Source organism: Rhodopseudomonas sp. BR0C11 (genome assembly GCF_010820945.1).
Taxonomy (GTDB): Bacteria; Pseudomonadota; Alphaproteobacteria; order Rhizobiales; family Xanthobacteraceae; genus Rhodopseudomonas; species Rhodopseudomonas palustris_H.
The window spans coordinates 1-18,463 of sequence record NZ_QTKI01000048.1; the positions used below are offsets into that span (position 1 = coordinate 1).

General features: G+C 60.2%; 16 protein-coding genes and 1 tRNA gene. 11 read left to right on the top strand and 6 right to left on the bottom strand.

Features of this window, described 5'->3' with window-relative positions; genetic code table 11:
• Positions 1–134 precede the first annotated feature (134 nt).
• Positions 135–1,271, bottom strand: coding sequence for an acyltransferase family protein (locus tag DYI24_RS06445; RefSeq protein WP_164571687.1), 1,137 nt, complete (start codon positions 1,269–1,271; stop codon positions 135–137).
• A 608-nt stretch (positions 1,272–1,879) separates the two neighbouring features.
• Here DYI24_RS06445 and DYI24_RS06450 point away from each other — a divergent pair.
• The 3 genes from DYI24_RS06450 (at position 1,880) to DYI24_RS06460 (ending at position 5,057) form a co-directional block, all read left to right on the top strand.
• Complete coding sequence (locus DYI24_RS06450) at positions 1,880–3,025, top strand: DegT/DnrJ/EryC1/StrS family aminotransferase (RefSeq protein ID WP_164571688.1); 1,146 nt, start codon at positions 1,880–1,882, stop codon at positions 3,023–3,025.
• Between the two features lie 75 nt (positions 3,026–3,100).
• Positions 3,101–3,907 carry a glycosyltransferase family 25 protein gene (locus DYI24_RS06455; RefSeq protein WP_164571689.1) on the top strand — a complete coding sequence of 269 codons (807 nt, stop codon included), beginning with the start codon at positions 3,101–3,103 and terminating at the stop codon, positions 3,905–3,907.
• Positions 3,908–3,938: 31 nt separating this feature from the next.
• Complete coding sequence (locus DYI24_RS06460; RefSeq protein WP_164571690.1) at positions 3,939–5,057, top strand: glycosyltransferase; 1,119 nt, start codon at positions 3,939–3,941, stop codon at positions 5,055–5,057.
• Here the strand turns inward: DYI24_RS06460 and DYI24_RS06465 are convergent.
• Positions 5,054–5,830, bottom strand: a complete 777-nt coding sequence (locus DYI24_RS06465; protein ID WP_164571691.1) for a metallophosphoesterase family protein — start codon at positions 5,828–5,830, stop codon at positions 5,054–5,056. The genes DYI24_RS06460 and DYI24_RS06465 overlap by 4 nt on opposite strands.
• A 250-nt stretch (positions 5,831–6,080) precedes the next feature.
• On the opposite strand from DYI24_RS06465, the gene DYI24_RS06470 reads away from it, so the two are divergent.
• From DYI24_RS06470 to DYI24_RS06495, 6 genes are all read left to right on the top strand, one after another.
• Positions 6,081–6,719, top strand: coding sequence for a hypothetical protein (locus tag DYI24_RS06470; protein ID WP_164571692.1), 639 nt, complete (start codon positions 6,081–6,083; stop codon positions 6,717–6,719).
• Positions 6,720–6,777: 58 nt separating this feature from the next.
• Complete coding sequence (locus DYI24_RS06475; protein ID WP_164571693.1) at positions 6,778–9,126, top strand: polysaccharide biosynthesis tyrosine autokinase; 2,349 nt, start codon at positions 6,778–6,780, stop codon at positions 9,124–9,126.
• 56 nt (positions 9,127–9,182) lie between these two features.
• Positions 9,183–9,839 (top strand): hypothetical protein, encoded by a 657-nt coding sequence (locus DYI24_RS06480; RefSeq protein WP_164571694.1) that lies wholly within the window; start codon positions 9,183–9,185, stop codon positions 9,837–9,839.
• A gap of 809 nt (positions 9,840–10,648) precedes the next feature.
• On the top strand, positions 10,649–11,323 hold the full coding sequence (locus tag DYI24_RS06485) for a sugar transferase (protein WP_107345156.1): 675 nt from the start codon (positions 10,649–10,651) through the stop codon (positions 11,321–11,323).
• Between the two features lie 94 nt (positions 11,324–11,417).
• Positions 11,418–11,582: a hypothetical protein gene (locus DYI24_RS06490; RefSeq protein ID WP_164571695.1), complete on the top strand. Its 165-nt coding sequence runs from the start codon at positions 11,418–11,420 to the stop codon at positions 11,580–11,582.
• A gap of 548 nt (positions 11,583–12,130) precedes the next feature.
• Complete coding sequence (locus DYI24_RS06495) at positions 12,131–12,793, top strand: transglutaminase-like cysteine peptidase (protein ID WP_164571696.1); 663 nt, start codon at positions 12,131–12,133, stop codon at positions 12,791–12,793.
• Between the two features lie 56 nt (positions 12,794–12,849).
• Here DYI24_RS06495 and DYI24_RS28620 read toward each other — a convergent pair whose 3' ends face one another.
• Both DYI24_RS28620 and DYI24_RS06505 read right to left on the bottom strand, forming a co-directional pair.
• Positions 12,850–14,283 (bottom strand): O-antigen ligase family protein, encoded by a 1,434-nt coding sequence (locus DYI24_RS28620; protein ID WP_164571697.1) that lies wholly within the window; start codon positions 14,281–14,283, stop codon positions 12,850–12,852.
• Positions 14,280–15,347: a polysaccharide biosynthesis/export family protein gene (locus DYI24_RS06505; RefSeq protein ID WP_234819978.1), complete on the bottom strand. Its 1,068-nt coding sequence runs from the start codon at positions 15,345–15,347 to the stop codon at positions 14,280–14,282. The genes DYI24_RS28620 and DYI24_RS06505 overlap by 4 nt, the downstream gene beginning before the upstream one ends.
• A gap of 901 nt (positions 15,348–16,248) precedes the next feature.
• On the opposite strand from DYI24_RS06505, the gene DYI24_RS06510 reads away from it, so the two are divergent.
• Both DYI24_RS06510 and DYI24_RS06515 read left to right on the top strand, forming a co-directional pair.
• Positions 16,249–16,500, top strand: coding sequence for a hypothetical protein (locus tag DYI24_RS06510; RefSeq protein ID WP_164571698.1), 252 nt, complete (start codon positions 16,249–16,251; stop codon positions 16,498–16,500).
• A 184-nt stretch (positions 16,501–16,684) separates the two neighbouring features.
• The gene (locus tag DYI24_RS06515; RefSeq protein WP_164571699.1) at positions 16,685–16,966 is read left to right on the top strand and encodes a hypothetical protein; all 282 of its coding nucleotides are present in this window, start codon (positions 16,685–16,687) and stop codon (positions 16,964–16,966) included.
• 506 nt (positions 16,967–17,472) lie between these two features.
• Here DYI24_RS06515 and DYI24_RS06520 read toward each other — a convergent pair.
• Positions 17,473–17,910: a hypothetical protein gene (locus tag DYI24_RS06520; RefSeq protein WP_164571700.1), complete on the bottom strand. Its 438-nt coding sequence runs from the start codon at positions 17,908–17,910 to the stop codon at positions 17,473–17,475.
• Between the two features lie 174 nt (positions 17,911–18,084).
• Positions 18,085–18,170, bottom strand: a tRNA-Tyr gene (locus DYI24_RS06525).
• Between the last annotated feature and the right edge of the window lie 293 nt (positions 18,171–18,463).

The following is an 18,463-nucleotide window of genomic DNA, read 5'->3' on the forward strand; positions in this document are numbered from 1 at the left end:
CACCAGACATCAGACCCGCGACGCCGCGCCGGCCATGGGACGAGCCATCATCGGTTTGCGAATGCACTGTTGCATCGGTTGGGCTCGCCTCGACGAAACACGGCAGGCAATGGAGCATCCTCCGGCAACAGGCTTCACGACCGCAATTCCCCGACCGGATGATCCCTCTGTGGCGACCCAAACAACAGCGGCTTGATCGCGCGGCTCAGAGGTCGCTCGACAAATGCCCAGCCGAGGACGCCGCTCGCAACGACCAGAATGGTCAAGATCACCACATTGAGATCGAACGGCAACATTCCGAAACCTAGGTGGGACATCACGAGCCCCCACATCGGCAGCGCGAACACCTGAAACAGATAGATCGAATAAGACGCGTCGCCCAGCACCGCGGCCAGCCGACGCTGTCGTCCCTGCCCCAAGTCGAGGTTCGTCGCCGCAACGACGATCCCCGCGGCCGGGATACCCCAGAATGCAAACCGACCAGCGCCCTGCTCGTCCGGCGTCCAATACACAGTTGCCAACAAAACGGCCAGTGACAAGGCGGCCAGAACCCGCGCGGCCTGGGCCGTCAACTGGCCTCCCGAGAGCTTCCAATAGGCGACCCCGATCCCCAGCAGAAACTCCAGCAGTAGCCAACTCGTTGCGAATTTCGCCCAAGGCGCTGCCGGAGCCAACGCGGATCCCATGCCGACCAGAACGGTAAACGACGCGAGCAACAATGGTAGCGCCAATTGGCGCGGTAACGTCAGCAACAGCCCGAAGACCAGATAGAAGAACATCTCGTAATTCAGCGTCCACCCCACCCCGATGACAGGCGACAACTCCCGTCCGGGAGCAGGAATGGGCAGGAACAGATACGAGCCGGCGATCCATGCCGGGTCGGCCACTGCATAGTGCGTTGTGAATAACGCCGGCGACAGCACCGTGACCGACACCGCCACCGTGGTGAGCAACCAATACAGCGGCACGATCCTGGCGATCCGCTTTTTGAAGAATCCTGTCACCGATCCAGGCTGGCCGAAATCGTTCCGATGCACATACAGCATCACGAAGCCGGAGATCACGAAGAACAGGTCGACGCCGGCATCGCCAACTCTGACCTGACCGGAAGTCCCATCAAACAGGTGCGAGCTCGCTTTCCCCTCTGGGAACATATAGCCGATCCGGGTCGTCGCGTGAGTAAACACAACCGCGGTAGCCGCGAACGCACGAAGCAACTGGATCGCATCGACCCGCCTTCTGTTGACATTTATATCAACAGAGCACGTCAACGTTTGGCGCTCCCGAGATAGACACCCACTGGTCCAACCGCCTCCGATCGGCAGTTTACAACACGACACTCATTTTCTTCGTCTTCGATCCATGCTGATCTTGTTCAGTCTCTTCCGCAACAAACATCTTGGCGAAGATCCGAGTGGGTTAACCGCAGCGGCAGTCGGGTCTGCTCCGCCGAACAGTGCGGCACCACAAGCCTCCACCTGAAGGACTGCTGAGGCCACAATGCAGCGCTACCTGGGGAACTGCCAATGCGGAGACAACTGTTGAGGATTGCAGGAAGCAACGGACCAGTCCTGTCAGAGGCGGTTGACCGCATGAGGTAAACTCTGTTTTCTGACTCCAAACGCGGGCGCCGCGTCACATGCTTATGACGCCTAAGCACGCACCGGAATTGCTGAGCGGCGGTACATCAGGCCGCCTGTTTTGGCGCCATCGCGCACTCTCAACGATCACTCACGCAATGTGACTGTGGACCCACACAGATCGTCGAACCAGTCTCGCGGATTCATTATGTTTGGACCGATCACTTGCTGATCGCCCATTGCTCCGATACGTACAACGGATAAACTTCGGACTAAATGCAACGAATTGGGGTCCTCGAATGCCGCGCGTTGGATTCTCGGAGTGGCTCGCGTTAACGAAGGTAGTCGCTCGCGGTCAACTGTTACGTTACCGCGGAGGCGAACAAGGCTACACGACCCAGTTCGAGCAAAATCTCGAGAAGCAGATCGGCGTTAAGCATGCGCTGACGGTGAACAGCGGAACGAGCGCGCTGATCTCAGCGTTGGCGGCGGCAGGCATCGGTCCCGGTGATGAGGTACTCGTTCCCGCCTACACCTGGGTGGCGACCGCGATCGCCCCGCTCATGGTCGGTGCTGTTCCGATCGTCGTCGACGTCAACGAAAGCCTGACGATCGATCCGGAAGACATCAAGCGGAAGATCACGCCGTATACCAAAGCGATCATGCCGGTTCACATGCTCAATCTGGTATGTGACATGGACTCGATCGTCGCGATTGCTCGCGAGCATCGGCTGAAGATCATTGAAGACGCCTGTCAGGCCGTCGGGCTGACTTACAAAGGGCGCCGTGTCGGCACGATCGGCGACGCCGGCGCGTATAGCTTCAATCAATTCAAGAATCTCAATTCCGGCGAGGGCGGCGCGGTCCTGACCAACGACGACCGTCTTTTCACTCGCGCGCGAATGTTCCACGATGCCGGGAGCTACACGCGGGAGTACTCTTACGAGTCCAACGAAGCGCCGTTCACCGGCATGAATTTCAAGGTCTCGGAGTTGACCGGCGCGGTCCTTCACGCCCAGCTGCCCAAGCTCGACCCTCTGATTTCCCGCCTGCGCGCGCGCTACCCGATCATGGTGAAGCACCTGTCCAAGAGCAATAAGCTCAGAGTCTCGCCGCACAATGATCCGGAGAACGCTGCCGGACTGACGGTGATCCTCGATACAGCGGAAGATGCCAAGAAATTCGCTCAGAACCGAGGCGTGGACCGTCTGATCGACACCGGCCGTCACGTCTATACGAATTGGCGACCGATCATGACGCAGCGCACGTTCGATGATCGGATGAATCCGTGGAAGTGGGCCAAGCGAGACATCCAATACTCGGAAGACATGTGCAGCCGGACGCTCGACATCCTGGCGCGAACCTGCCGCGTCTCGCTCGGTCCGCAATACCCGATTCCAGTCATGGAATGGCGTGGACGGTCCCTTCTCAAGGCGGCGTCCTAGAGACACCTGAATGCGTGCATTCAGCGCGACGTTTTCGAGGTCACGCTGGATGCTCCGAGATCAAAGCCACAGGCAATGAACCCATCGGTCAAAATCGTCGTCTTGAGCTTACCGACTGCCACCGCGCGCCGGAGCCAGATGACCGCCATGCTCAGCAAGACGTCGCTGGATTGGCAGTACTTCGATGCCCACGCCTCGCTGATGTGCCCCAACTTGCACTACGACAGCGCCGAGCTGCGGCGAAACTTCGGACGAAATCTGTCTCCTCCGGAAATTGCCGTCTGCTCGAGCCACGCCGCGATCCTCCATCAGTTTGTCGACAGCAACCAGGCCGATTACATCCTGGTGCTCGAAGACGACGTCATCTTCGATACCGATTTTCCGCTCGGCCAGTTCTGTGCCTTCTGCGCCGACAACGGGTTGGAATACGTCCGGCTGTTCGGCAAACATTACGCCAAGGCAGTTCATCTCGGCTTCTTCTACGACCGGTCGATCGTCCGCTTCACCACAAGCCCGGCGGGCGCCCAAGCCTATTTGATGTCGCGGATGGCGGCGCGGCGCTTCCTCGACAGCTACGGATCGATCCGCGCGACCGTCGACCTGGCCATGGATTCTTTCTGGATCACACAGCTGCCGATCTACTCGATCTTTCCCTACCCGATTATCGAGCGGTTCTCACCAACATCCATCCCGATGCCTCCACATACTGTTGAAGTCCGAGGCTTGGAGAACGTGGCCTGGCAGGGCGCTCGTGTCATCAACAAGGCCCGAAAGATTCTGACGAACGCCAAGCTTCGCAAGAGCGACGAGAGCTTGCGGCAGCGCCATTGGCAGTTTCGGCAGGTCGGGCGAGTGGATGTCGAGCAACGCCGCGATCCGTGAACACAACCGCCGTAGCCTGGAGTGAAATCCGTTGAAGGTCGCGATCGTACACTACTGGTTCGTCGGGATGCGGGGCGGCGAAAAGGTGATCGAGGCTCTGTGCGAACTCTACCCGCAGGCCGACATTTTCACTCACGTGTTCGTCCCCGAGGCGGTGAGCGATCGGATTCGTCGTCATCGCGTGACGACGTCGTTTATCAACTCCCTACCCCGCGCCAGCTCGATGTATAAATCGTACCTGCCGCTGATGCCGCTCGCGCTCGAGCACCTCGACCTGAGCGGCTACGACTTGGTCATCAGCAGCGAGTCCGGGCCCGCCAAAGGGATTATCGCACCACCGGATGCCCTGCACGTGTGTTACTGCCACACGCCGATGCGCTACATCTGGAATATGTATCACGACTATCGGAATGGCGCCGGCCGGCTCACGAAATTGCTGATGCCGCCGCTGTCTCACTATTTGCGGATGTGGGATGTTTCGACCGCATCCCGCGTCGACAGCTTCATCGCAAATTCGGCGACGGTCGCAGACCGGGTCCGCCGTTACTATCGCCGAGACTCCGTCGTCATCCATCCACCGGTCGACACCGCCGCATTCACACCCGTCCCGGCATCAGAGCTGGGCGACTATTACCTGATGGCCGGCGAGCTCGTATCCTACAAACGCCCGGATCTGGCGGTCCAAGCATTCAACCAGATCGGCCGAAAGCTGGTGGTGATCGGCGGCGGCGAGATGCTGAGCGAGTTGAAGCGGATCGCCGGGCCGAATGTGACCGTCATGGGAGCCCAACCTTTCGAGGTCTTGAGGGACCACTACATGCACTGCCGCGCGCTGATTTTCCCCGGCGAGGAAGATTTCGGCATGGTGCCGGTGGAAGCGATGGCGGCCGGGCGCCCGGTGATCGCATTCGGAAAAGGCGGAGCAACCGAAACCGTCGTACCCGGACTCTCCGGGCTGTTCTTTCAGGCACAGGAGGTCGAGCAAATCCGCGCGGCGATCCTGCAGCTCGATGACATCGAAATCGATCCGGCCAAGATCGCCAATCATGCCGCCCGGTTCGGCAAACAGGCGTTCTTTAACGGCTTCCGCTCGCACATCGACCAGCTGTTGGCAGCAAAGGCGGAAGCATCCGCGCGCAACAGAGGCTAGCCGGTCGTCAGCACCTTAAGAGCATCGCGATCCACCACCAAGCACGTCAGATGCCCCGTGGCGAAGGCGCCGGTGTCGATATTGATCCTGTTCGATCGCACATCAATCCGCTGAACCGGCGTATGACCGTGCACAACCAGTTTTTCGAAGTTCAACGTCGACGACAGGAATTCGTCGCGTATCCAGAGCAGGTCGCGTTCGGTCTGGTCGGAGAGTGCAACGCCTGGTTTCACGCCGGCATGGGCAAAGAATACGTTGCCGCAGGAAAACGCGCTCTGCAGTCCCTTCAAGAACCGGTGATGCGCATCCGGAAGACTGTCCCGGAACGCCGACTGCAGTTCTGCAACCCCCGATTCCGACAGCACCTTCTTCGGTTCTATGCCGTAGGACACTAGCGTCTCGACCCCGCCAAGGCGGCGCATCCAGTTTTCGAAGACGCCTTCATCGGACAGGCATTTGATCGCGACGGCCTCATGGTTGCCGCGGAGAAAGACAAGCTCTCTCTCACGCGATCTCCGGATCAGGCTGTCGATGACGTCGCGCGATTTTGGCCCACGATCGATGTAGTCGCCGAGAAACACACACACGGAGCGAACCACCGGGCGCTTAGCCAGATCATCATCGATCAGGCGAAACAGCCGCTCCATGAGATCGGCTCTGCCGTGCACGTCACCGACCGCATAGATCCGCAATCCGTCGGGCAGAAAGGGCAACCAGCGCTCAAATTTCCCTGAACCGAGATCCTGTTCAGCTTTCCCGCCCCATCTACTCACGCCGTTTTAGCCTTTCGCCCACAGGTACCGCTACTCGGATTCAACATATCCCCCTATTTGCCTCCGGTGACATACATGTCAACACGAAGGAAACTCCCTTTATCTTTCATAGTCATACTGGGCTCGATCGCGAGCCCTCTGGTTGATCACAATCAACTATAACCGGCGACCGTTGTTGAACCTATTGGGCGTTTAATGTATCTAAAAACTACAAAATTTATATTCATAAACAGTACCTTGGAGTCGTCAGATGGCGAGCAGGCTGGGTCGCATAGCGCTTTTAGCGGCTGTTTCTTCCATCCCCTTCTATAGCTGGTCGGCATCAGCCGCCTGCATCAATCCGCCGCTCACTGATCAAGCGATCGCACAGTTCAGATCAAATCCGAAGGCTGTGCTGAATCCCACGACGGACGGTCGCGCGGTGGAAACGGCCGTTCGAGACTTGGTCGGCACCGACGCGACACTTGCGATGGACATTGTGAAGTTAGCAGCAAGTGCACCGCCGCGACTTAAGACGGCGATCGCGGCTGGCCTCGCGCAAGCGGCCACCGCCTGCACGACGATCGATGCTCAGTCCGCCCAGCTGATCCAGCAAGCTGTCGCCTCGCTCCCGGATGGGGAATTCCAGGCGACATTCGCCGCGATCGCAGGAGATCTTTCGACTGCGGCCACAGCGGCGGCGGCCGCCTCCGCGACCAGCTCCGCAGGGAGTGTCATCATTAACAACCCGAACCGCTCGGCTCGCGTCACCCTGAATCCCGCTGTCGGTGGTGGGGCTTCGCTGCTGACGCAGATCACCGCCGGCGCCCGCGCTATCGTTGCCGGCGATGGAACTGATAACAACGTCAAGTCGGTCACGGCCGGCGGATCGGTCAGCGCTACACGCTGACCCCCGCCTGTCACTCGTATTCTCCGTATCAACGCCGATGACGGTTTAGGACTGCCGTATGAACTTCGCCGGTCAGCCTCTTCAAGATGGTAGCCTGCCTCGTATTGGCACCGGGAAGGACGCGCTCTCCCTGCTGGACGTCAGCGATTTCGTTGCCCGGCACTGGCGCTTCATCGGCCTGGTGACGGTGTTCTCGATCGCGCTCGCGCTCGCCTATTTGGCCGCGGCACCTTCTCGATACACCGCCCAAACCGACATGATCATCGACACCAAACGTGTCACCTGGACTCAGTCGGAGTTCGCGACCGAGAACCGGATGGTCGAGGACGCGTCGGTCGAAAGCGAGATCGAGACGACAAAGTCAGAAAAGGTGGCGCTGCAGGTTATTCGAAAGCTCCGCCTGAACGAGGACCCTGAATTCATCGGGTCCGGCACCGGACTTCGCAACCGGCTTTATCAGCTTCTGGACCTGGATGGCCCGATCTCGCCGCAGCTCACGCCCAGCGAACTCGAGGCACGTGCGCTCAGCCGGGTGAAAGACAATCTCAAGGTGATCCGGCTCGGGCGGTCCTACATCGAGCAGATTTCGTTTACGTCGCTGGTACCGGAGAAAGCGGCCGCCATCGCCAACGCGTTTGCGGACGCCTACATCGAGGACCAGATCCAGGCCAAGTTCGAAGCGACCCGGCGCGCCAGCGAGTGGCTGCAGCAGAGGATCGGAGAACTCCGCCAGCAGGCCAGCGATGCCTATCGGGCGGTTCAGGACTTCAAGTCGAGCAACTCGATCATCGTGAATGGCGACGGCAAGCTCGCAAGCGACCTGGAGCTCGATCAGCTCGGCATCGCGCTTGCAAAGGCCCGGGCAGAAACCAGTCAAGCCCGAGCCAAGCTGGAGCGGATCACCCGCGTTCTCGAACTGCGCCAGGAAAAGGGAAGCAATGAGATTCCCGATCCGGTGGTGACCGACGCCCTCAGCAACCCGGTTATTACCCGCCTTCGTCAGCAGTATCTAGACAACCAGAGCAAGGAAGCCGAATGGAGCTCGCGCTACGGACCCGACCATCAGGCCGCGCGCAATCTCAGGTCCGAAATGGCCAACGTTCGTCAAGCCATCTGGGATGAAGTCAGCCGGATCGCCGAAAGCTACCGCAGCGAAGTCCAGATCGCGAAGACGCAGGAAGACTCGATCGACAAACGCATGCTCGAGGTCTTTCAATTATCGACCGGAACACGCCAGGCGCAGGTCCATCTGAGAGAGCTCGAAACCGCGGCCACCACATACCGCGGCATCTATGAGACCTTCCTGACGCGGTTCACCCAGTCGGTTCAGCAGCAGTCGTTTCCGTCGACCGAGGCACGAGTGGTCACCCTTGCCTCGCCGCCTTCGGTCCGCAGTTCGCCCAAAACCAATCTGACCCTCGCCCTCGCCGCCATATCAGGCTTGGCATTGGGTATCCTCGCCGCCTTCGCGCGCGATCGGATGAGCCGCCGGATCCACACCCGAGCGCAATTGGAAACCATCCTGGGCACCAGCTGCCTTGCGATCATCCCGTCCTTCGCGGATCCGTCTCTCGCGTCCCAGACCGCGACAACCTCCTCCCGGCTGTCGCGGGCGGTGAAGCAGCTCGTCCATCGCAGAGACAACGTCCCGGGCCAACCTCGCGAGAAAAGCCCGGCGAATTCTGCGGCCTTCGAGAAGATCAACGACGTTGCGCCGTTTTCGGCGACCGCAGAAGCGCTCCGCCATATCAAGGTTGCGATTGACCTGAGCCCCGGTGGAGGACGCGTGATCGGCATCGTATCCGCCCGGCCCGGAGAGGGTAAGACAACGATCTGTGCCAGCTTTGCAGCCTTCTTGTCGAAGAGCGGCGCGCGAACGCTGCTGATCGACGGCGACCTGCGCAATCCGTCTCTAAGCAGAACGCTCGGTTATAAGAACAAGCGCGGCCTGCTCGAACTCGTCGCCGATCAGCTCCAATTGAGCGACCTGGTCGTCACGGATCCGGTCTACAAATTCGATTTTCTGCCATCGGCGACCGAGATGAAGCCGATCAACAGCGCGGACGTGCTCACCTCGCCGTCCGTGAAGCGGATGTTGAAGTCTGCCGCAGGCAATTACGAGTACATCATCGTCGACCTCCCCCCCATTCTTCCGGTGGTCGACGTCAAGGCCGCGGCTCACCTGTTCGACGCCTTCGTCCTGGTTGTCGAATGGGGAGCGACCATGAGCGACGAAGTCCGTAGCGCGGTCGGTGTCTCTCGCTCCCTGTCCGAGCGGCTGCTGGGTGCCGTCCTCAACAAGACGGACGAAGACGTCATGCGCCGTCTCGAGGGCTACTCGTATCGCAGCCACAGTTATTATTACTATGGTGCTCCCAAGCACGAGAACGAGCAGACCGCAAATTGACGTCCTCAGATGCTCGTCGGTCTACGACGCTCAAGTTCGTATGTTTTGCGATCGGTGTGATCGGTATCGGCTGGGCGGTCGCCAACTTTCACCGCGCAATCGCGATCGATCGCTTCGAGGCATTTACCGACCATCTTCTGCGCTTCAAGACATTCGACGACAGCTTCAGCACCACGGTGCTGAACAGTCGCTCAGCTCATGCGCTTGATGCCTGCGACACCCGTGCGCAACGCGCGCTGATCATGCTCGAGATCCCGCTCGCCGACGCCGCACTCCGGACCGGGGCGACGAATGAGTTCGATCGCAGGACCACGGATCTCAGAACCCGCGCCTATCAGTCCCTCTCCTGCGCCCCGACCGAGTCCTTCGCCTGGCTGGTTCTGTTTGGCCTGGCGGTGCAGGCCGGACGGCTCGACGCAGATACCTTCGCCCTGCTCGAACGCTCCTACGAGACGTCTCCGCGCGAAGCCTGGATTGCTGTTCGGAGGATCGCAGTTGCAGCTCCGGTTGCCTCACTTGCCCCGGATGCAACACGAAGCAAGATCCTCTCCGAGTTTCGCCAACTGCTGCTGGATGGATATGTGGAGCTGCCAGCCCAGGCTTACGCGCGATCTCACCAGGGGGTGAAAGAGTTTCTGGACACGGAGGTCGAGCAGCTCGACGTCCGCACCCAGTTGCGCTTCAAGGCAGCCGTGACGAAACTCTTGCCCTGAACCGTCGCTTCGATGCCGCGGCAAATGCGGGGATAGCAGACTTCCCCTCCTCAGCCCTCCAGACACCGAGAGCATCCAGCCTGAGAGAGCCGGCAGGCCACGCATTGACGGCAAGCCCTCGCCCCCTCCAGCAACACAAAGCAACCTCCCTGCTCTGCAAATCCAGCCCAGGGAGTCAGTTCGCGGGGAATCACGCCGAATGCTCTCATCGCATCCGCTCCAATCATGAGTGCAAAGGCAGCGGGGCGACTTTAGCAATCCGCTCGACGGCCCCAAGGACGCCTCGACACAGGTCGCGAACACCGCGCAGCCGGATGAGCGAACGACCTCCTAAACAGCGACCGCCACACCATCGAATTCTTCAGAGTGACAAGCCACGACCTATTACTTCGCGAACTCTGATGCCACGTCAGGCAATTGCATCGGCAGACAATCAGCACGCAATAGCGCGGGCCGCTAAGAGCCTGGCAAAGAGCAAATTCGAGGGCGTCGCCACTCGGCGTCTTCGACTCTGACGAGCTCGATACCCACTGAATCGACATCACCGCAACGCCTGAGACAGCGTCATTTCTGGGACGAGCAAACATTTCCAATGATGTCTGAAAGCGCTGTTGGGACGCGACTTTCGCGATCCGAGGCGGTTTGTTGCTCTATATGTCAACAGCGCGATTTATCTTAACGCGAACTTGCATCGGCAATGGTGCGATCAACAGTTTATTCACCATCCGCAATTTGATAAACATTCAATTCAATAACACTTTGAGTGACAGTTCATCTGGACATCTACGGGCGGCTTTGAGAGTGCGACGATGGATGGATTGCTGAGAACAGATACGGAGCTTGATCTCGCCGACAGGAGTCGACCGACTCCGGTCGGTTGTGCATCGAAGAGAACCCTTGATCTTCTCTTGGCGCTTTCGGGCTTGCTGATTTTGGCTCCGCTGTTACTTCTGTGCTACTTCGCGACGATGATCTCGTCTCCCGGACCGGCGATTTTCCGCCACCGACGAGTCGGATTCAACGGACAGCGATTTGACTGCCTCAAATTCCGGACCATGGCCACTGACGCCAATGAGCGGCTTCAAAGGCTGTTGGAGAGCGATCCGGAGGCAGCCGAGGAATGGCGATTGACGCAGAAGCTGCGCCGCGATCCCCGCATTACGTTGGTCGGAGCCGCGCTTCGCAAATCAAGCCTGGATGAGCTCCCGCAACTCTTCAACGTGCTGAAGGGCGAAATGAGCATCGTGGGGCCGCGCCCCGTCACTGAGGAAGAGCTCAGCCGTTACGGACACTGCGCGGCAGAATATTTGGCGTGCCGTCCGGGACTGACGGGACTTTGGCAAGTCAGCGGTCGCAACACCACGACCTATGATCGCCGCGTTGCCCTCGACTCGTACTATGCGAACAACTGGTCGCATCGCCTCGATCTACGGATCATCCTGGTCACCATCCCGACACTCCTCACCGCTTATGGGGCATATTGAAGCAATTGGGGTCAGGCGTTCTGTGGCATGAACTCAGCGCGTAACTGGAGCGACAAAGGAACACTGCAACAGACAATTCTCCGAGACCGAAGACGTGAGCACTGATCTCATCTCTCATCCGAAACGCAAGAGCGTATTTAAGATCCTGGTCGCTCTCAACGCGGCCACCCTGTTGGCATGGATCGGACTGCTCGTCATCGGCTTGGGTCTCTCGCTGGAAAACGTGGCCGCCGCAGTCTGGCTCTTCTTTTTCAAGTGAACCACGATCTCTGAAGGCGGACATGCCTTTGTAATAGGTATCTCGAGGCCAACGGCCACCAGGGCCGCGTCTGCAAGCACCTCGGGCGCTCAGAGCGCCTGGTGCAGTCTCCGGCTTATCTTCCACGCGAGAGGCGCTTCGGCACTGAAGCAATGTCTCGGTTTTTGCGCCGGAAGGTCACAACTGAATCCTACCCAATTCATCGGATCACTCGCCGGACTTAAAGACCCCGGCGTCGCCGTCATCTCGGATTATTGCAGGCCCGCCTGGCGTACGCCCGAGCATCACCCGCGAAAGAAGCTTCCAGCGGCCCTCATCGAGCCTCATCGCCGTCGTAGCCTTCTGGCCGACTTCTGGTAGACTTCTGTTCCTGGAGGCAATCGGCTGCCGCAGCCACGTTCCCGGCTCGCCTGCTCGCCCCCGCTGAGACAGCACACTTTACAAGCAGCACTGATCGTTAACCTCGATCCGTAGCCGTTCATTTACTTCGCAGATGCATCCTCTGGACCAGCCGTTCCCGTAGGCAAGCCCAAGATCAGTTGCGTTCGATGCTGAAGAAGCTGCTCTGTCCGATCCTCTCGCTGGCGGCTGTCATCGTCGTTGTCAGCCCCTCGGTTGCACGGCCTATCACCGGCCGGAGCGGTGCTGTCCAGGTGCTGGCCGAGGCCACCCCGGCTTTGGCTCCCTTTCAGCATGTTCGGTTCTGCATGCGTTATCCGTCGGATTGCGCATCCGATCGCGATCCGACCGACCGCGTCGAGCTTTCCCCATCGACGCTCAAATTGCTGGAAGCAATCAATCGCAGCGTGAATTCCGAGATCGTACCGATCCAGAAAGTCTATGGATCGGATTTGAAGATCGGCTGGACGATCGGGCCAAAGGCGGGGGACTGCAACGATTACGCCGTCACCAAAAGGCATCGCCTGATTGAAAGCGGGCTGCCGGCGCGAGCGCTGCGGCTGTCGGTGGTGCGGACGCCGGACCAGATCGGGCACCTGGTGCTCCTGGTCTCGACAACAGACGGCGACCTTGTGCTCGACAATCTGACGCCGTCGATCCGATCCTGGCAGAATACCGACTACGAATGGCTGAAGATTCAGTCTCGCGCTGATGCCCGTCTCTGGTTTGACGTCGGCAGAAGGATCGCCGAGCCGTCCGACCTCAAGGCACCCGCTCGCCTTCAGCTCGCCGCTCAGCGAACCGCCGAGTAGCCCAGCGCCTGCCGGCTAGCTGCGTCGGGCGCTCCCAGAAAGGCGCCGTGATCAGCTCAGCGATGCCCCGCAGCCTCGCCCGTCTCCGGTCCTCGCTCCCGCGTTGCCAAAGCGAGGCCACAGCCGGCCAGGATGCCGAAGGGGATCGAGTAGCCGGGGACCTGCAGCGGAAAGTCGATCAGCGAATGCAGGAAGGTCATGACCATGATGCCGCTGATGGCACACAGAAAGGTCCGACTTTGACCGACTGAACGCGTCCCGGCCCGCGCCACAACGACCAGCGAGCCGATCGCCGACATACAGACCAGCAAGGCGATTGGGAGGCCCATTTCGACGGCGATTTCTACGAGTGTCGAATGGGCGTAGTCCCAGACGCCCCACATCGACATATCGCCGCCTCGAAAGGCAGGAAACACATCGCCAAACGCGCCGGCGCCAATGCCCAAGATCGGGCTTTCGGCAATCACGCGCAGAGCATGCTTGTAGGCCATCCACCGGCCTTCATCGAACATGCCGCGGGTCATAACGCTCTGACTTTGCGCCAGCCAAAGCGCGATCACGGCTAGGCCCACGGCCGCGATCAATAGGCCATAGACGAAGCGAAGCCTGAGCTGCCCGGCGACCATCTGGAGGATCGCCGCGAAAAGCCCCAGAACGGCACAGGCAAGGCCTGCGCGCGAGCCCGTTGAGAGCAGCGCGAGGAAACAAAGCAAGCCTGCTGCGGCCCGGGTGGCAATCTGGATCCCGACGGCTTCATTGGAAGGGCTCAGCATCAACAGCCGAAGCGAAAGCGGGCCGAAGGACCTGAGCTGCTGCTGGATCGAGCAGGCCCACAAGATCACCCCGGCGCCGAGCAAGGCGGCCGCGGTATTGTGATTGATGAAGGTAGCCGTCAAATCCCCGTGGTAGGCGGTCTTCGGCTGCCAAAGCACCAACCCCGGCGTAAACGCCCGCGCCAGCAACCCATATAGCGCGTAGAGCAGGATCGAATAGCGGGCGACCTTGAACAGCGTCTCGGCGTTGCTCCGCGAGGTTCCGATCCAGAAGCCTGCAAGGACGGAAGTGACCAGAAGCAGGTAATGCCCGGCGGTTACGACCGGGATCTCCGCGCGAGCCGATATTCTCGGAGAGATCGGGAGCTGCATGAGCTCCCCTGCCCTCTGCCACGCGGCAGAGTTCGGTCCAAACGATACGCCGGGAATGATCTGGATCGCCGCCACAATCAGGTACGCGGCGCAGACGACCAGAAATGCAATCAGAATACGGAATTGGGCGCGGGAAACCGATCGCACCGGCCGCCCGAGCAGGGTCAGCGACAGCACAACCACCCAGGCCAGCACCCAGATCGTGTCGACGGAGCCGAATGGCAGTGGCGCCAGTGCAAACGCCGCGAGGGTGAGCCCTAGCTGAACCTTTCCGAGAGCTTCGACGTGGGAGGGCTTTACGCCCGGGCCCACTGCCGAAGCAATCGGAGAGGTCCTATTGGTCACCAACGAGTCTTCGTCGCAGCGTTCACATTGATTGCCGCGTTCGACACGTTCGACGTGGTGTTGGCCGTGTTGTTGATCAGCGTCAGGAGCTTGTAGTAGTCGACCACCCGCGCATTCGCCACATACATGACATCCTTGCTTCGGATCTGGAAGCCAGAGGCCAGCAGCATACCGGACGGATCACGCAGGTTGACGTGATAGATGGTCGGAATGCGGTCGTAGACGAAGCGGTTGGTGTCGACGCCGAGCTTCTCGAGCAGCGGCCGATCTTCGTAGCGGAAGACAAAGACTTCGGCCGGATCCGACTGCTGATCGTTCAGGCCGCCGGCCTTGCCGATCGCCTGAGCCAGCGTCAGCGTTTCGACGTCGAAGGTCAGCTCGGAATTGTAGCCGAACACGTTCTGATTGAGAGCACCAAGAGCCGTGAAGGTCGGAGCTTCCCGGGTGATGAAGATCACGTCGTTGGGACGGATGAAGATGTTCTCGGACGGATCATGGACGATCCGGCTCAGGAGGACTTTGACCTTCTTGCCGTCGCGCTGAAGCGTCACATAGCTTTCGATCGCTTCGTATTTCGGTCCGCCCGCGCGCGCCACCACAGCGAGGAGCTTCTCGCCGACGCTGTTGAGCGCGAACACGCCGGGCGCATTGACGTCGCCGAGAACACTCACGACGCTCGAATGCTGCTGATTGAGGCTCACCACGACCTGGGGCTCAATCGCGCGATTCCGCAGCCGCGCGACGACCGCCTGCTGAACTTCCGGCAGCGTCCGCCCGGCCGCCGGCACTTCGCCCGCGTAAGGAACAGAAATATTGCCGCGCTGGTCCACGGCCTGCGGCGGCAGATCGACGAAGTTACCGGGGCGAGCACCGGCAGATTGACCGGGGGTGAACAGACCGCCTGGCGCGGCTTCGAAGATCGAGATGTTCAGCACGTCGCCGACGCCGACCACCTGCTGAGGCTTCGGACGCCTGTCTTTGAACGAGCCTTTGAACGAGACGACGTTGGGCTGGGACAGGAAGCCGATGGTATCGGCCGAGACGTCCACCAGCGCGTAAGGCAATGCCGTGGTCGACCGGACCCCGGCCGCAGCATAATTTTCAACTGATTCACTTGAAGGGCCCGTGCCCGGTAAAACCGAGCATGCTGACATCGAAATCAGCAACAGCAGACCAGCAAGCACCTGAAACGTCTTGCGTACCACGCGCAACCTCATTGAATCGCGCCACAGGGGCCGCGGTCAACCAGTGCCGGTCGGCGCGTCCAGGGGACGAACATCAATCTGCGGCCTTGTCGGGAGGTGAGACGACCGGTCCCTCCGATTCGAGCCTCGAATATCTCCCAGAACCTTACTTAGAGGGCACAGGCTTTTGAAGAAGCTCCCCCCGTCCGCCCTCATTCTGCGGAAACACGTTGCAGTTGAGCCACACTCGACGGTGCTATTCACTACTTCCGTGACCGAAAAGGCCCATTTCCGCCCTCCGCAGCCCCTCATTGTCCGGATAGTCGGCACCCGGGCCGGTTCAGAAGGTCATCAGGGCCGGCACGACGGGCTCTATCCGGCTACGAACTATGCCGCCCCTGCTTTTGGTCGCCCCTCCCTTCCACGGGACGAGTGATCGCCCCCCCCTGGCGAGTAGCGCCACCGACTTCCCGGGTCTCAGTCCTGGTGCAGATTCCGAGCTTTGATTAGGCATTAAGTGACTGGGCGATTTTCGGAAATACTATCCGCAGTTACTTTCCTGGCCCGACAGCCGAGCTACCCTCCTCAAATTAAACAAAGTTCCACCCAGTATCGCTCGACAGTCATATGTTCATGCAATCAGGAGTGAGCGGTGCTCTGATCGCTGCACCTGAAGTGGGGCTGGCGCTCGAAAGGCGCTTGGGGGGAGAGCGGCAATGATTTATCAATCCATTCGACTGAGCTGGAGTCACGCCCACGGAGGAAGCCGCGGGAGGCCGTAATGGCGTATTTGGCTATTGGCTTAGCGGCGGCGGGGTTCTTGATTGGACTGAGATTTCGGCTTGTGGGACTGCTTCAAGCCCTCGCCGTGGTGCTGCTCCTGACGATCGGCATCTGCATCGGATTTGGATACAGCTTCACAAGAACGATCGTGGTCGTGTTCGCGGCGCAGGCGGCCATCCAGGCCGGGTATTTCTTCGGCCTGCTCGCGCAGACGCTGTACCAGTCCCGTCGAACGCGAATGGTGCTTTAGGCGCGCAGCCGCGATCTTCTTGTGCCCTCTGACGTAGCCTCGCACAGCGAAGCGCCAGTTGACCTCTCCGGGATAAGATTGGCCTCTTGGATTTCGATCCTTGTGCTACAAGCGTGATCTGGTGCAGCCCGCTTTTCGGGCAGATACTTGATGGAAATTCGGATTCTGGTTTCGGAGACCTGATATGAACTTGAGTAAGCTTGCGATCATTTCGCTGATTTTAGGCAGTTCAGCCATCGCAGTGTCTGAGCCTGCATCTGCGCGAAACCGGCTCTATCCGGTCACGACCTGCGGTCCGGACAATGCCTACCTCTGTAAGCTGCACGGATCGTTCGACAGCCCGCCCTTCCACTACAACCTGGCGATCCATCCGGCGTGCATCAAAACGGTCGGCAAGAGCCGCCGCTACGGACGTGAGTACGTCCTCGTTTGCGGTAGCCCAGACCGCGCGATGATTTGGTGGTAACCCAAATCGCAATCAAATAGCGCTGCCACGACCAAACCGCGGTTCGGATAGGCTTCTATCTATCCGGCCGCGATCCGGCATTGTTCGGCGCGCCCTGACGGCTCGAAAGGTCGTTCGCGTTTCCTCGGCCGGCCTGAGATCGCTCCGCCGGACCGATGTTATTCGACCCGCGATCGCGGACCAGATTTCCGTACATGTCGCGTTGTGGCACCACGCTCTGTGCGGATGCACTACCGGCCATCGACAGGATGGCGGAAACCACCAAGATCACAGCTCGCATGAGATCCTCCCAGATCCAACTGCCCCGAGCGTAACTAAGAATAGAGCAGTTGCAAATCCGCGAGCCGCGACATTGCCGTGCATGTTGATAAGGTCGGATGCCGGCTGTTCCAGACTGAAGTTTCCGCAATGCGCCGGACATCACCGAACGGTAGCTGATACCGTCGGCCTTCGAATCCACTGCGCGCCGGCCGCAGCTCAGACGTCTTTCCAGACCGATTGCCGCCTCAGCGGCTGAGATTGGCGGCGGCAATCGCCTTGTCGCAGCTTGCCAGATGGTCGCGGTAGGACTGCCCGGTCTTTTCGGCTGCCAGCATCGCCTTCGCCAGCTCATCGCCCCGCGTCGCGCGCCGCATCAGGGATGCGACGGCCGACAGGTCGCCAGCTGCCTGCGAGCACGCGCGCCGCGCGTCGCCCTGCTCCGTTTCCTTGCCGAGCGTGGATTGCAGCTGAAGCAGCCGGCTGGACTGCTCGTCCAGTTTCCGTTCGTCGCCGGTTTGCAGAGCGGCCTGAATGACCTGCTCGGCGTTGAGGATATCGCGAACGGCGGCGCCGAAATCCGTACTTCCCGTCGCACGTGCAGCGATTGTTACATCGGGCAGCTTCATCGCACCGCTGAATTGGGGAGCGGCAACAGCAGCTTCAGCCGTAGCGATCAGGATCAAGGCCGTCAGGAGAACTGGGCGCACGAGAGCTTCTCTGAATGAGGGACAGACCGCAGGGGCGGAAGATCGGTTAGCCGGATTGAGGGGCCGGATCGAAACCCATCTTTGAAAGTCGTTCCGCGGCTCCTCGCTCTGCGGAAACACCACCGGCCATTGGCAAACTGATCGGCTGGATGGTGGGGGAGGCAGGACTCGAACCTGCGAAGCCATGAGGCGGCTGATTTACAGTCAGCTCCCTTTGCCACTCGGGACACTCCCCCGCCCGTGCCGCCGGCCGAACGCCTGTGGCAGGCAAAACCGGGACCGGAAGCCGCAGCGAGCCCGCGGGCGGGCCTGCAACGCGGCGCGGTTATGGGCGATGCGGCCCCCTAAAGTCAACCAACCCCATGACGATTTCGACACTCCTTCGTCATATCGGACGGTGGAAGCGAAATTGCCTTGTGCAAGAGAGCGTGAGACAAGCGCCGCCATGAGCGACAGACCGCCGAATCCCCGCTTTTCCCGCCGCGATGGCCCGCCCCGCGGCACACCCCGCCCTGCCGGGGTCCGCCCC